Here is a 14,086-nt window from a genome sequence, read left to right as displayed (position 1 = left end):
AATTGCCTCAAACGCTATAGCAAATAGAATAAAGCAGAAAAACGGAAAGGAGAAGTGACCAAAGCAAAAGATGTTTAAACACAGGTATAGCTATAGTTGCATCCTACAAAAAAGGAATTATACTTATCTCATAAAAATGACTCTTTAAAGTACCTGCACGGGTAACGTAACTACCAAACAATCAGTAAACTAATTAGTAAAAAAAACTGACCAATTGCGAAAAAAAGTTGAAAAAACTGAGCCGCTCACCTTTAAAATAGGGGACAGGCTATAGTTATAATTACTCGCTATGGTTAGAAAGGATAGCCAATACCGATGTTCAGATTGCTTTGGTTGTTTTGCGTAAAGAAGTCGGAGAAACGGAAATCGCCAAGTATGAATTTATTGCCATTTATACCACCCGGGTCATACACTTTGGTCGCAAAATCAAAGCGCAGTACAAGCACTGTCAGGTCGAAACGCAAGCCAAAGCCCGTACCAACTGCCAGCTCTTTATAAAAGGTATCGAACTGGAACGAAGCTCCCGGCCTGGCCACATCCTGTTGCAAAGTCCAGACGTTGCCTGCATCTACAAAGAAAGCACCGTTCAGGAAGCTGAAAATGTTAAACCTGTATTCTGTGCTGGCTTCTATTAAAACTCCTCCTGGTTGCTCAGCCAAAAAATCACGCACCAGTACCGTTTCGCCATTGTCAAGGGTAACTTCGCGTAGCTGCGCAAAAGAGCCCGGCCCCAACCTGCGCGACTGCCATGCCCGCACACTGGAAGCCCCACCGGCAAAAAAGTATTTATCATAAGGCAGGATGCGTGAGCTAAGGATTGGGGTGGCAATGCCCGTATTTAAGCGGTAAACAAAAAAGCGCTTATTACCGAGCGGGATGTATCTTCTGTAATCGGGGTTAAAGCGGGCAAACTGGTAGGTGCGCAGGTCGCCGAGCGTTACATTAAGTCCTAACTCCTGCGACAAACCGCCCACTTCCAGCAAACCCCGGAAATAGCGTGCGTTGCGTGACTGTGTAAAGTCGTTGGTGTTATAAATCACATTAAACGACATGGACGAGATAAAGGCGCTGTTAAAACTCTCGAGCAACGACCTGTTTCCCTGGCTATAGCGCTCCAGGTTTTCTTTAAATTCTTTGGATATCGTATCTACCTGCACCACATTCAGGTTTAGTGGCGAGAAGATGTATTGCAACACAGGCGGCTGCAGCGGTGTGCGCGATTTTTGCCAGATGTAGTCCAGCGACAGTTCATAGCTGGCGCGTTTGTATTCCTGCCGGTCTATGCTGGTATAGCCTGTGTAAATACGGGTACGGGGGCTATATTTGGTTAACAGGTTGCGGCCTCCCGGTGCAAGTATAGTAGGGAAAGAAAGCGACATGTCGCCGCCAAATTCCTTGATCATAACCGTTTTAAGGTCGTTTGTTAAGCTTATCTGCCCCTCAAAACCACCACGTATCCCTAAGTCCAGGTTTTCGGCACCGCCAAAAACGTTACGCACCCGCAGCCTGATACTGGAGAAGGGGCCGGGCGTACGCTCGGTATAGTTTAAACCAAGCTCAGTCGTTTCCTGGAACCGTTTAGATGGCAGCGCATTAATAAAGGCATTCAGTTTATTGTTACTCGTACTGTCGGTAGGGTCAATTACTTTGTTGTATAGCACATTGTTAAACTGGAAAACGTCGAGGTCGGCGAGCTTGCGCTGGGTAGTAGCTGTGTTTAGCTGGCTATACTTTTGCCCCGGGTAAATGTCTACTTTCTTGTCCAGTATTTTGGTGGAGTATTTATGGTCGTAGGCTACGTAGTTAATGTTGTTATACTTTATCGTATCGCGCGGAATGCCAAAGCGGTCGGTGTCGGTTTTAAAGTATACTTTGTTGATGGAGTATACCTGGTGGCGTCCGCCGGTTTCCGGATTCTGCACTATAGTTGTAACCCTGGCCTGGTTTTGTTTTCCAAGGGTATCTACCTCAAACTCTATGTACGCGCGGGCAAAATCGTAATAGCCGTTATTGCGCAGCAATTCAAATAGCCTCGTTCGTTCTTCGGTCAGTTCATCTTCGTTATAAATATCGTTTATCTGCAACAACGATTTATCAGCCGACGCCCGCACCAGTGCTAGTATGGCCGTATCGGGTATGCTATAGTTTAGCGTAGTGTAGCGGTAGGGCTCATTTTCGGTGATGTTCAGGGTTACATAGGCCAGTTTTTTCTTTACTTCTTTCTCAAAACTGATGGTGTGCTTAAAATACCCATGCGAGTTAAGGAAAATTGCAATCTGGTCTATAGTTTGCTGCATCAAGGTAGAGTCGTAGATGGCCGGCGGTTCGCCTACCTGCATCAGAAAATTTCCTTTTTCTTTTTTTTCCCGCAGCCTTCTCACGCGGTCCGTAAAGCGCTCGCGTATTCTCCTGATCTTCACCGAATCTGTACCGGCCTGCTGCACCTTTTCACGCCACTTGTCTATCGTTTTCTGTATGCGTTCGTCTATTTTAGGCGGGTTATAGAATTTTTTGCCTACGTTATAGATGTATAAGTAGGGTGCAGAGCCAAGCACCATGCGGTTAGGTTCCTGCTGATAAAGGTTCTCGATAGCAGCCAGTTCGAAATGCTGTACGCCTTTCGGTTTTATGCTAACCAACAGCTGTTCGTCCTCGCCCAGATCTTTGGTGGGTACGCAGCCTGCCGAAAACAAAATTGTAATTAACAGACCGAATATGTAAAATCGTGACTTCAAACGGACCACAGTTATGTTATCGAAAGCAGTTATAAAATATATAAACTCGTTGCAAGTAAAAAAATACCGCAACCAACACCAAGCCTTTGTGGTGGAGGGTGCAAAAAGTGTTATCGAATTACTGCAATCCGGGTTTGAGCTGCAGCATGTATACGTAACCGAAAGCTTTGAAAAGGAGCATTCCCGATTATTGAGTAAAGGTATAACTTATGACGTAGTATCGGAAGCGGACCTGGTACGTGCCGGTACTTATGCCAGTAATAATGCGGCGCTGGCCGTTGCCCACATGCGCCAGTTGCCAACTATAACTATACGCCCCACAGACCTAGTGCTTGCCCTCGACGACATCCGCGACCCCGGTAACATTGGAACCATTATCCGGATTGCTGACTGGTATGGCATCGAAACTATAGTTTGCTCCGAAACCTGCGCCGATTTTTATAACCCAAAAGTTATTGCTGCCACCATGGGCTCTTTTACGCGCATGCAGGTATATTACCTTAACCTCGAAAACTGGTTGCAACAACATGCTACCATGCACCAAATCTATGGCGCCTCGCTGGATGGCGAAAATATACACCAGATGAAGTTAAAGCCGCAGGGTATTGTGGTAATGGGCAACGAAGCAAACGGCATTCGTCCGGAAGTAGCCAGACAAATAAACCGGCTTATCAAAATTCCTGCTTTTGGCCACGCCGAATCGCTGAACGTAGCAACCGCCACTGCCATTATAATAGATAACTTCAGGCGCTGGGAACTATAGCTTTGCACTATAGCTAAAAAAAGAGAGCCCCGAAACAGGACTCTCTTTCAACTATACAATTCACAAGTCTACGTTTAGTTTAGCAGGCGAAGACCGAAGCTGATCACGCTAACCTGCGGGCCGCGGTTCTCTTTAAACAGGTCGTTCATGTTATACTTCACAAACAGGCTTAGGTCGTTGTAGCCTATTACGCCGGTGGCACCGTACTGGAAATCGCTCAGGTTAAAACTGCCACGGTCTTTGTCTTTGGTAGTGTGGCCATCTTCTTCGTACTTCAGTTTGCTGTGGCTGCCCAGGCGGTAACCTGCAAATCCACCCGCCCCAATATGGAAGCCTTCTTTGCCATTGGCTCGCTTAAATTTCAGCATCGGCATAATCGGAACGTTAACGCTTGATGTGGTCAGTTTAGATTTGTCGTAGGTCAGTTCCGTTGCTTTCTCAAATACAGTTACATTGGCTTCGGTATCCCGGATGATGTAGTTCTTATCAAACATATAGTTGTTGAACGCGAACTCTACCCCAGATACAATGTAGAAAGGACTTTTTTCGCCGCCAACCTGCGAAATCATGTGTGAGTTAATGCTCACATAACGAGAGCCCATTGGCTTCAGGTCTGGTAAAAAGGCGCCGCCATCTTTTTTATCTATAAAATTGTTCAGGCCAAGGTCCAGGTCCAGGTTAAAACGAGTGGCTTTGTATTCTTTAATTTCTACGTGGCTGGTGGTGTCGTCCTGGGTATTGATATCTACTTTGGTATCGTCGCCATCTTCTTCAATTTCAACATCAATTTTAAACTTCTTGTTGATGTTGATCTCGTGGCGTTCTTTTTTGACATTGCCTTTGCCATCGGTTTCCTGCACGGTTACAGTTACTTGTTCTGCATTGGTTTTGTCGCCTTCTTTGGTATTAAAGGTTACAGTCATCTGCTTTGCTTTTCCGTCCTGCTGGGTAGCGCCTTCCATTTTGTCTACCTGCTTTACGTACTTGTTCAGTTCGCGCATCAACGAGTCCAGGCTATAGTTCTGGAAAGCTTCGAGCTGCTTCATGTTCTGTAGTTGCAGGATCATTTTGGCGCCGTTGGCCATTTTTACCACAATGGTATCCTGGTTCTGGGCTCTGTTGGCAACGGTAAGGCCGCCTTTGGCAGACACACCGGTAGCTGCGGCCATGAAAATGGCCATTGAAAGTAGTATTCGTTTCATGGTTTTAAGGGATTAGAGATTGATTACTTTTGAGATTTTTTGTTTTCCGATTTTTGTTTCGAGGGCAATCCTGTCAGCACTCAAGCCAACTTCATGCAGGTTTATTTTTTCGCCGTTAGATAGGTTTTTTACCTGCTTAAAGATGTTTTTGGCAAGGCGTTGTTTCCGTTCAAAAGAGCTGGTCTGTTCCGGTTCATCAGCTGCAGCCATCGCCACCGCTTCCTGACCTACAGTTCTTTTAATAGTGATCTCCACGGGCTCAGCACTAGTTACAGAGGCAAAAGCAACCGGTGTTTGCATGGCTACGGGCATTTCTTGCTGTTGTGCAGGCTTTTCCTGTTTAACAGTTTGCTGTGCCAGCATAGCGGCCGGTTGTTTCGTGGTCTGTACTTTTACCCAGTGGTCGCCGGTTGTCTTGCGTGGCTTGCCTGCTGCTTTTACAGAATGTCTTTTTTCGGCTTTGGCAACTATAGCTGGTGTGGTTTCTGGTGCAACTATAGTTTCGTCGGGGGTAGTAACTGCGGCTATAGTTGGTGCCGGTTCCGTTATAGTTTCCGTAGCTGCTATAGTTGGCTCAGCTGGCTGTGTCGCATCTTTTGTAACATTTGCCTGGGCTATTGTTTGGTTATCTATAGTTGCCTGCGGATTCTGGAATTTAAGCACTACACCTACAGCAAGTAACAAGGCAATAGCAGCGGCAATACTATAGTATAAGAAACCAAAACGGCGCTTTTCTTCGTGCTGCGGCTCTAGTTTTAGTTCCGGCTGGGCTTGTGGCATTTCCGCATTCACGCGGTCCTGCAAACGGCTCCAGAGGTCAGCGGATGGGGTAGGAGCCATGCGGCCCAGTCTGTCCTTAAATAAGTTATCTATTTCTTCAGGTTCCATTGTTTTCCTCCTTTCTTAGCTGGCTATTGCTTCCTGGCCGGTCAGTCTTTTTTGTAACATGGCCCGGGCCTTGCTAAGCTGTGATTTTGATGTTCCTTCTGTTATGTTCAGCATATCGGCGATCTCTTTGTGCGAGTAACCTTCTATGGCATATAAGTTAAACACGGCTCTGTAGCCGGCCGGTAGCGTGTGTAGCAGTTCCAGCAGCTCATTTTCGTTTAGGTCCTGGTCTGCGCCGCCGCTTCCGGCAATCTGCGTGTAGCCATCTTCAATGGCCAGGTGCAGGGGCTCTTTCTTTCTTAAAAAGCCAAGGGCTTCGTTCACCATTATGCGGCGTATCCATCCTTCAAAACTGCCTTTTGCTTCAAACTTTTCTACGTTCTGGTATATTTTCATAAACCCGTTCAGTAGTGCTTCTTCGGCATCCATTTCGTTTTTAAGGTAGCGCATGCAAACACCGTACATCATGGAAACATAGCGTTCATAAAGCACCTTCTGCGCTTTACTGTCTGCCCGCTGGCATCCTGCTATTAATTCTGACTCTGTCACGCTGGGTAAAAGTTTAACTTATAATCAACTCGTGTTTTGTAAATCGTCTCAGCATTTTGCTGCGCTTCTGATCCTAAGATGTAAGGTTTAGGCCGGAGGTTGCCTGAGTAATTCTAAATTTCTTATTTTTTTTAGAAACTGCCTTGCCGCTAACTATAAATAATTGATTATCAACTATAGATATTTAGCACCCCATTAGAAAATAAGTATAAAAATATATTTAGGATGGAGCAACCACCACCTGCAGTAGAAAAAGAAAGCCAGGATAAGTATAAGGAGCACTATAGGATCGGACTTAATTAAAAGCGGATATAACTATAGATTGCAGAGAAATATGGAATTGGCTAAGAAAACGGAATGGGTATAAAAACAAAAAGGCTCCCCGGGTGGAGAGCCTTTGTTGTTGTTTGAAAATTAAATTTTCAACTTTTAGCCATACATACTAACGGGACCCTAAAAGGAAGGTTACGTTCTGATGAAAAAAAATTAAAAATATTTTTTCGGATGCCTTAAAGTGCTGCTTCTGCTTTAACTAATGGCTCCATAACCTGCCATACGTTATCAGCTAATATTTTCTGCCCCTCTACGGTTGGGTGAATACCGTCTTTCTGGTTTAGCTCCGGATCTCCGGCTACACCCTCCAGCAGGAAAGGAATCAGCACCACATTTTCTTCTTTGGCCAGTTTTGTGAATACCTCGCTGAATTGTGTGGCATATTTCTGTCCCATACTTGGTGGCATCTGCATACCTGCAAGCAAAATCTGCACATCAGGGTTTTTACTTCTCACCTTATCCATAATGGTTTTCAGGTTTTTGTAGGTACTCTCCGGATCTATGCCGCGTAAGCCGTCGTTGGCGCCCAGTTCCAGTACAAACACGTCTACCGGTTTTTTCAGCAGCCAGTCTACGCGGCTTTTACCACCCGCCGATGTTTCGCCGCTCACACCTGCGTTCACTACTTTATAGTTATAACCCAGTGAGTCCAGCCGTTCCTGAATCAAAGCCGGGAACGCCTGTGTCGGCTCCAGGCCATAACCAGCCGTTAAACTGTTCCCAAAGAAAAGGATCACTTTGGTTTCCTCTTTTTTGGTATTTGCCTTGTCCTCAGTAGTGGTTTCCTGACCGGATTGTATCTGCTCTTTCGTATCGGCCTGGCTGCAGCCAAGTATAGTTGTGCTTAACGCCAATGCCCAAAACCAATTAATAGTTAATTTCACGCTTTATCTATTTAGTTGTAATTTTATACCTGTTAAACATATAACGAACTTAAACAGTTATTAAGTTTTTGCCAAACATCTGTCAATTTGCCTGCGTTTTTAGGGCAATCATCATTAAACTATAACCTGCTGTGTCTGCTATACTCGAAATACAACACCTGACCAAAACCTACGACTCCGGTGAGCGCCACCTTACCGTACTGCACGATGTAAACTTTACACTGCAGGCCGGCGATACCTGTTCTATAGTTGGACCATCGGGGAGCGGCAAAACTACCTTGCTGGGCTTGTGCGCCGGCCTGGACAGGGCAAGTTCCGGTTCGGTTATACTTAATGGTGTAAAGCTGGACAATATGAGCGAAGATGAACGAGCACAGGTACGAAATCAGTTTGTAGGCTTCGTTTTCCAGAACTTTCAGCTGATACCAACCCTGACTGCCCTCGAAAATGTGATGGTACCGCTGGAGCTACGCGGAGAACGAAATGTACAGAAACAGGCCATGGACTTATTAGGCAGGGTAGGCCTGGCTGAACGGGCAGACCATTACCCAACGCAACTATCGGGTGGGGAGCAGCAGCGCGTAAGTATAGCCAGGGCTTTCTCTAACAGGCCAACCATCCTTTTTGCCGATGAGCCAACCGGTAACCTGGATGAAGAAACCGGTACCCGTGTAGAGCAACTGCTTTTCGACCTGAACAAAGAAGCCGGAACAACTTTAGTATTGGTAACCCACGACCTTGAACTTGCTGAACGGACAAACCGCATCATCCGCATCAAAGGCGGCCACATCGTTTCGGATGAAGCTACAGCGCTTATCAGGAATTAAGAAGAATATGTTAAAGGTAAAAGCTATAGTTACCAACTTTCTAACTTATACTTTTCTAACTTTCTAACTACTTTAACTCTCAAACTATAGAGACCTGTGTCTGATACCTATATACATCTTCCGGGCAAACCGAAACTGAACTTGCGCTGGTTGCTGCTGATGGCCTGGCGCGACAGCCGCCGTAATCGTGGCAAACTGGCGCTTTTTATCTCCTCTATTGTATTAGGTATTGCAGCACTGGTGGCTATCAATTCGTTTAGCGATAACCTCAAAACGGATATCGACAAACAGGCCAAATCATTGATAGGAGCAGACCTGGTAATGGCCAGCAACAAAGTACCTGAAAAGGAGATGGCCAAACTAATCGATTCGATTGGCGGAGACCGGTCTGATGAAGTACGTTTTGTATCGATGGTTTACTTTAATGCTACGCAAAGCACCCGGCTGGTACAGGTTCGTGCCCTGGAAGGTGGCTTTCCGTATTATGGCGCCATCGAAACAGAACCAACTACAGCCAGCCGTAGCTTCCGGAAAGGCAGGCGCGCACTGGTAGACCATACCTTGCTATTGCAGTTTAATACCAAGCCCGGCGATTCTATCAGGGTAGGTAACCTGACCTTTGAGATTGCCGGCGCGTTGCATAAAATTCCGGGGCAGTCGGCAGTTACGGCAACTATAGCACCAGCCGTTTACATCCCCCGCGAATATTTAGAACAGACAGGTTTATTACAAAAAGGCAGCCGCATCAGTTATTACTATTACTATAAACTCCCGGAAAAAACAGACGCTGATAAACTGGTAAAAAAACTGGAGCCCCGCCTCGAGGAAGCAGGTATAGCCTTTGATACCGTAAAAAGCAGGCAGGAAAGTACCGGAAAAGCGTACAGCGACTTAGCCAGCTTCCTGGCATTGGTTGGGTTTGTAGCATTGCTGTTGGGTTGTGTTGGCGTTGCCAGTGCCGTACATGTGTACATCCGCGAAAAACTGGCAACCATAGGCGTACTGCGCTGTATTGGTGTTAGCGGCAGGCAGGCATTTCTTATTTACCTTTTCCAGGTAATGGCAATGGGTTTGATTGGAGCTATACTTGGGGCTATACTTGGCAGCCTGATACAACTATACTTACCACAATTATTCCAGGCTTTTCTTCCGGTAGAAGTTACCGTTGCCGTATCCTGGGCAGCGATATTTGAAGGGATAGGGATTGGCGTACTGGTTTCGGTATTATTTGCCTTGCTGCCTTTGCTGACAATACGCAACGTTTCCCCGATTATTACCTTGCGCTCCAGCGTAGAGCACCTAACTAACCAGCGGGACCCGATACGCCTGGCTGTATATGGGCTTATTTTGCTGTTTGTGCTGGTGTTTGCTTATTTCCAGTTGGGTACCTGGCTTCGGGCGCTTGCCTTTACTGGTGGCGTTATAGTTGGGTTTATAGTGCTTGCCTTGCTGGCGCGCGGCATGATGTGGCTGGTAAAACGTTTCTTTCCGGTTAACTGGGGCTATGTGTGGCGACAGAGCCTGGCCAACCTTTACAGACCCAATAACCAGACCTTACTACTAACAGTCTCGATAGGCTTAGGCACGGCGCTTATTGCTACATTGGTATTAATGCAGAACCTGTTGATCTCGGAAGTGGCCATATCAGGGAGCGAGCATCAGCCAAATTTAGTTTTATTTGATATACAGACAGCCCAAAAAGATGGCGTTGTAGCGCTAACAAAAGCAGAAGGCTTGCCGGTGCAGCAGTTGGTACCAGTTGTAACCATGCGCCTGGAAGAAATAAATGGCATTACAGCTGCCGATGTCCGGAAAGATACGACCTTAGGCATACCCGACTGGGCTTATACACGAGAGTACCGGGTAACGTACCGCGACACCTTAATTGATTCTGAAACCAGTGCAGAAGGCGAATGGGTAGGTACTGTATCACCAGATGCTGGGATTGTACCTATCTCATTAGAAGAAGGATATGCAGAAAGACTTAAAGTAAAACTTGGAGATACGTTGCTGTTTAATGTGCAGGGAGCTTTAATGCCGACACGCATTGCACACCTGCGCGAGGTAGAATGGAACCGCGTGCAAAGTAACTTCCTGGTGTTGTTTCCGAAAGGCGTTTTAGAAGAGGCACCGCAGTTCCATATCCTGATGACGAGAACTAAAACCGATGAACAGTCAGCCCAGTTCCAACGCACTTTGGTACAGCGCTTCCCAAACGTTTCCGCCATCGACCTAGACCTTATACTGCAGACCCTTGATGATATTTTAGGGAAGATCTCGTTTGTGATCCGGTTTATGGCCTTGTTTAGTATAAGCACTGGTTTGCTGGTTCTGATCGGGTCAGTTAATATCAGTAAGTTTCAGCGGGTACAGGAAAGTGTGCTGTTGCGTACTTTAGGTGCCAGCCGCAAACAAATCTTAACTATAACTGCTTTCGAATACCTGTTGCTGGGGGCTTTAGCTTCTGGCACGGGTGTAGTGCTGGCCGTATTTGCAAGCTGGGCACTGGCAGTATTTAGTTTTGAAGTAAACTTTGTACCGGTGTTATGGCCGCTACTGCCAGTGTTCTTAGGCATTACTATACTAACTGTTATTATTGGCATCCTGAACAGCCGTGGTATCTTGAGTCGACCGCCGTTGGAAGTGCTTCGCCGTGAAGTATAGTTTATAGTTATTTGCCAGATATCAGTTTATTTACACATGTGTTTTATAGTTAGAAAGTAACCTTCGGCTTCCTGAAGCTGTAAACTTATACTTCGGGCATGGCGCCCTGCTTTGCCCGAAGTATAAAATCTAACTATGAAACAAATGGAAGGTAACAATCAGAAAACAGTATTAATTACGGGTGCATCCAACGGGTTTGGGCTGGAGTTTGCCAAACTTTTTGCGAAAGACAAGTATAACCTGGTGCTGGTGGCCCGCAGCGGCGACCGGTTAAAGAAGCTGGGCTATAGTTTGCAGGATGAGCACCAGTTAGAGCATGTTTGCATCATCCAATCAGACCTTGCCCGCCCTGAGTCGCCGCAGGAAATTTATGACCAGCTGAAACAAAAAGGCATTACCGTAGACATACTGGTAAACAACGCCGGTGCAGGTATACATGGTTTCTTCCATGAAACAGAGCTAGACCGGGAACTGGAGATCATTCAGCTAAATGTTGCCAGTGTGGTGCAATTGACCAAACTTTTCCTGAAAGACATGGTGGCCCGTAATGAAGGAAAAATACTGAATGTGGCCTCAGTTGTATCGTTTATGCCGTCACCTTTGATGGCAGTTTATGCAGCTACCAAAGCCTTTATACTTTCGTTTACAGAAGCCCTACAGAACGAGGTAAAAGACAAGAACATTACCCTTACAGCACTTTGCCCGGGCGCAAGCGATACCTTATTCTTTAAACGTGCCGAAGCTGAAAATACACGAGCTGCGCAAGGGCAGTTATCGTCGCCGGAAGATGTAGCCAAAGATGGATATGAGGCTTTGATGAAAGGCGAATCCCGTATAGTTTCGGGTGTACTGAACAAGGTACAGGCAGGTGCATCAAACATTTTGCCGGATAGTGCACTGGCTTCAACTATGCGCTACCAGATGGAAGAAAAGCCTGCATCTGAGAACCGGTCACCGGAAAGCAAATTATAAAAAGGCAGAAAACAAAAAAGGGATCTTTATCAGATCCCTTTTTCTATGTTAAACATAAGACAACTAATGCCATCTGCTTAACTTACACTTATTTATACGAAGCTCTTTTGGGCAGGTTATAGTTAACCAGAAAAAAATTAATATGTGCTGCTGGCCAACATAACCAGGGTGCAATGGTGCATAGTCTCGATGCCGTTATCTTCAGCTAGTTGCTCCAGTTCCTGGTTTTCGGTGCCCGGGTTAAAAATGATTCGCTTCGGTTTCAGGTTAATGATATAATCATACCACACCGGCTGGTTTTGCGGACCAACATATAAGGTTACCGTATCAACGTTATCTACTTTCTGGGTTTTATCGGTAATTATCTGCAATCCTTCTACTGTCGCGTTCTTTATTCCGACCGGCACAACTTCGTGGCCATGTTGTTTTAAGCGATTTATAGCTTTATAGGAATAGCGAGACGGATTATCAGATGCACCCAACACCACTGTCTTTTTCATAGGTATTACTTTAAGTACAACAAAGTATATGGGTAGTTTACAGTTACTTTTATAGTTTGGTTTTAAACTGGCTTATTTTAACCCGGTCAAACTATAGTACACGTCTAACCTTTGCTGCAATCATCTCGGCACAGCGCTCACCATCCATGGCAGCAGAAACGATACCGCCTGCATAGCCGGCACCTTCACCGCACGGGTACAGGTTCTTTATAGTTACATGCTCCAGTGTTTCCCTGTCCCGCGGCACCCTGACAGGAGAGGAAGTACGGCTCTCTACACCCACGATCTGGGCATTGTTGCTCAGGTAGCCACGCATTTTGTTTCCGAAACCTTTAAATCCTTCACGCAACCTATAAGCCATGTCATCAGAGAACAATTCGTTCATGTCTACTGATGCCAGGCCAGGCTGGTAGGATGTTTCAAGTAACGATTTGCTGACTTTACCTTGTGTAAAATCCTGTAGCAACTGGGCCGGTGCGACCTGTGTGCCACCGGCCATCTGGCAGGCTTTCTGTTCCAGGGCCTGCTGCATGCGCAAACCGGCTAACGGCCCGTACTTTTCCAATTCCATATCTTCCAGCTCAATAGCCACCACTATACCGGAGTTGGCAAACTTAGAATCGCGGCGGCTCGGCGACATACCGTTAACCACCACCTCGCCAGGCGCTGTAGCCGACGGAACGATAAACCCGCCCGGGCACATACAAAACGAGAAAATACCGCGCTGTTTATTATTGTAAACCGTTTGCTGCACTAATGCATAACTCGAAGCCGGCAAATATGGTCCGCGGTCCTCGCACTTATACTGTATACTGTCGATCAGGCTTTGCTGATGCTCTACGCGTACACCCATGGCAAAAGGCTTGGCTTCAATCGTTACCCCAGACGTATGCAAAGTTTCAAAAATATCGCGGGCACTGTGGCCTGTTGCCAGTATCACCGATTCGCCGGTATATTCCTGGCCATCCTGCGTCACGACACCTTTCATTTCACCACGCTCTACTATAAAACTGGTCACGCGCTTATCAAACAACACTTCGCCGCCAGCCTCGCGCACCGTTTCCCGGATAGCTTCTATGATCTTTGGTAATTTATTGGTACCAATGTGCGGGTGGGCATCAAATAAAATATCCGGCGTAGCTCCGTGCTGAACAAATATCTGCAGAATGCGCAGCAGGTCGCCACGCTTTTTAGAACGGGTGTATAGTTTCCCATCAGAGTAGGTACCAGCACCGCCTTCTCCGAAACAGTAATTGGAATCCGGGTTAACGATATGTTCTTTGTTAATGGCAGCCAGGTCGCGGCGGCGGCTTCTTACGTCTTTGCCACGCTCCAGAACGATAGGTTTAAGCCCAAGTTCGATACAGCGCAAGGCAGCAAATAAACCAGCCGGGCCGGCACCAACTATAATCACAGGCTTCTCTTTAGAAACATCTTTGTAACTATAGACCGGCGAAATAATTTCCGTAGGAGGGGTGTCTAAATAAAGGTCGGCTTTAACGCGTACCAACACCTGGCGGCCGCGGGCATCTATAGAGCGCTTAATGCGGTGCAGATATTTAATATCTTCCGGGCGAAGACGGGCAGTTTTTAGTAATTCGTGTTCTAATTGGGCGGCATCAAAAGCCACCTCGGGAGCCAGAACAAGCTCCAGTTCTTTTTTTCTCATGTAACGCAGGTAAGGTAGTTAACCTTAAACTTTATAATTGTTGAATGCTAATTACTGATTGTTGAATCAGCTATAGTTTTAAATTGCTAAATGGCTGGAT

Annotated in this window: 11 protein-coding genes; 4 read left to right on the top strand and 7 right to left on the bottom strand. The window is 46.2% G+C overall.

Annotated elements, in window-relative coordinates; genetic code table 11:
* Nucleotides 1–293 precede the first annotated feature (293 nt).
* Nucleotides 294–2,744, bottom strand: a complete 2,451-nt coding sequence (gene tamL, locus GWO68_RS00810; protein WP_317164474.1) for a translocation and assembly module lipoprotein TamL — start codon at nt 2,742–2,744, stop codon at nt 294–296.
* Between the two features lie 4 nt (nt 2,745–2,748).
* Between tamL and GWO68_RS00805 the strand changes: the two genes are divergently transcribed.
* Nucleotides 2,749–3,498 carry a TrmH family RNA methyltransferase gene (locus tag GWO68_RS00805; protein ID WP_162344491.1) on the top strand — a complete coding sequence of 250 codons (750 nt, stop codon included), beginning with the start codon at nt 2,749–2,751 and terminating at the stop codon, nt 3,496–3,498.
* 74 nt (nt 3,499–3,572) lie between these two features.
* On the opposite strand, the gene GWO68_RS00800 is transcribed toward GWO68_RS00805, so the two are convergent.
* The 4 genes from GWO68_RS00800 to GWO68_RS00785 all read right to left on the bottom strand — a co-directional run bounded on the left by GWO68_RS00800 (nt 3,573) and on the right by GWO68_RS00785 (nt 7,354).
* Nucleotides 3,573–4,700, bottom strand: coding sequence for an outer membrane beta-barrel protein (locus GWO68_RS00800; RefSeq protein WP_162344490.1), 1,128 nt, complete (start codon nt 4,698–4,700; stop codon nt 3,573–3,575).
* Nucleotides 4,701–4,712: 12 nt separating this feature from the next.
* Entirely contained in the window at nt 4,713–5,588 is an 876-nt protein-coding gene (locus tag GWO68_RS00795) for a hypothetical protein (protein WP_162344489.1), read from the bottom strand.
* A 15-nt stretch (nt 5,589–5,603) separates the two neighbouring features.
* Entirely contained in the window at nt 5,604–6,137 is a 534-nt protein-coding gene (locus GWO68_RS00790) for an RNA polymerase sigma factor (protein ID WP_162344488.1), read from the bottom strand.
* A 509-nt stretch (nt 6,138–6,646) separates the two neighbouring features.
* Nucleotides 6,647–7,354: an arylesterase gene (locus tag GWO68_RS00785; protein WP_317164473.1), complete on the bottom strand. Its 708-nt coding sequence runs from the start codon at nt 7,352–7,354 to the stop codon at nt 6,647–6,649.
* A gap of 131 nt (nt 7,355–7,485) precedes the next feature.
* Here GWO68_RS00785 and GWO68_RS00780 point away from each other — a divergent pair, with 131 nt between their 5' ends.
* The 3 genes from GWO68_RS00780 (at nt 7,486) to GWO68_RS00770 (ending at nt 11,817) form a co-directional block, all read left to right on the top strand.
* Nucleotides 7,486–8,181, top strand: coding sequence for an ABC transporter ATP-binding protein (locus tag GWO68_RS00780; RefSeq protein ID WP_162344487.1), 696 nt, complete (start codon nt 7,486–7,488; stop codon nt 8,179–8,181).
* Between the two features lie 159 nt (nt 8,182–8,340).
* Complete coding sequence (locus tag GWO68_RS00775; protein ID WP_162344583.1) at nt 8,341–10,845, top strand: ABC transporter permease; 2,505 nt, start codon at nt 8,341–8,343, stop codon at nt 10,843–10,845.
* Nucleotides 10,846–10,980: 135 nt separating this feature from the next.
* Entirely contained in the window at nt 10,981–11,817 is an 837-nt protein-coding gene (locus GWO68_RS00770) for an SDR family NAD(P)-dependent oxidoreductase (RefSeq protein WP_162344486.1), read from the top strand.
* A gap of 137 nt (nt 11,818–11,954) precedes the next feature.
* Here the strand turns inward: GWO68_RS00770 and GWO68_RS00765 are convergent, their stop codons facing one another.
* Nucleotides 11,955–12,317 carry a CoA-binding protein gene (locus GWO68_RS00765; protein WP_162344485.1) on the bottom strand — a complete coding sequence of 121 codons (363 nt, stop codon included), beginning with the start codon at nt 12,315–12,317 and terminating at the stop codon, nt 11,955–11,957.
* 91 nt (nt 12,318–12,408) lie between these two features.
* Nucleotides 12,409–13,986: an NAD(P)/FAD-dependent oxidoreductase gene (locus tag GWO68_RS00760; protein ID WP_162344484.1), complete on the bottom strand. Its 1,578-nt coding sequence runs from the start codon at nt 13,984–13,986 to the stop codon at nt 12,409–12,411.
* Between the last annotated feature and the right edge of the window lie 100 nt (nt 13,987–14,086).

The organism is Pontibacter fetidus, assembly GCF_010119545.1.
GTDB lineage: Bacteria > Bacteroidota > Bacteroidia > Cytophagales > Hymenobacteraceae > Pontibacter > Pontibacter fetidus.
This window is presented reverse-complemented; position numbering and strand designations above follow the sequence as displayed.

Bases quoted from the DNA above. Each gene is read 5' to 3' on its own strand.
- GWO68_RS00805 (WP_162344491.1), top strand. From the start codon at position 2,749: ATGTTATCGAAAGCAGTTATAAAATATATAAACTCGTTGCAAGTAAAA.
- GWO68_RS00800 (WP_162344490.1), bottom strand. From the start codon at position 4,700: ATGAAACGAATACTACTTTCAATGGCCATTTTCATGGCCGCAGCTACC.
- GWO68_RS00795 (WP_162344489.1), bottom strand. From the start codon at position 5,588: ATGGAACCTGAAGAAATAGATAACTTATTTAAGGACAGACTGGGCCGC.
- GWO68_RS00775 (WP_162344583.1), top strand. From the start codon at position 8,341: ATGGCCTGGCGCGACAGCCGCCGTAATCGTGGCAAACTGGCGCTTTTT.
- GWO68_RS00770 (WP_162344486.1), top strand. From the start codon at position 10,981: ATGAAACAAATGGAAGGTAACAATCAGAAAACAGTATTAATTACGGGT.
- GWO68_RS00765 (WP_162344485.1), bottom strand. From the start codon at position 12,317: ATGAAAAAGACAGTGGTGTTGGGTGCATCTGATAATCCGTCTCGCTAT.
- GWO68_RS00760 (WP_162344484.1), bottom strand. From the start codon at position 13,986: ATGAGAAAAAAAGAACTGGAGCTTGTTCTGGCTCCCGAGGTGGCTTTT.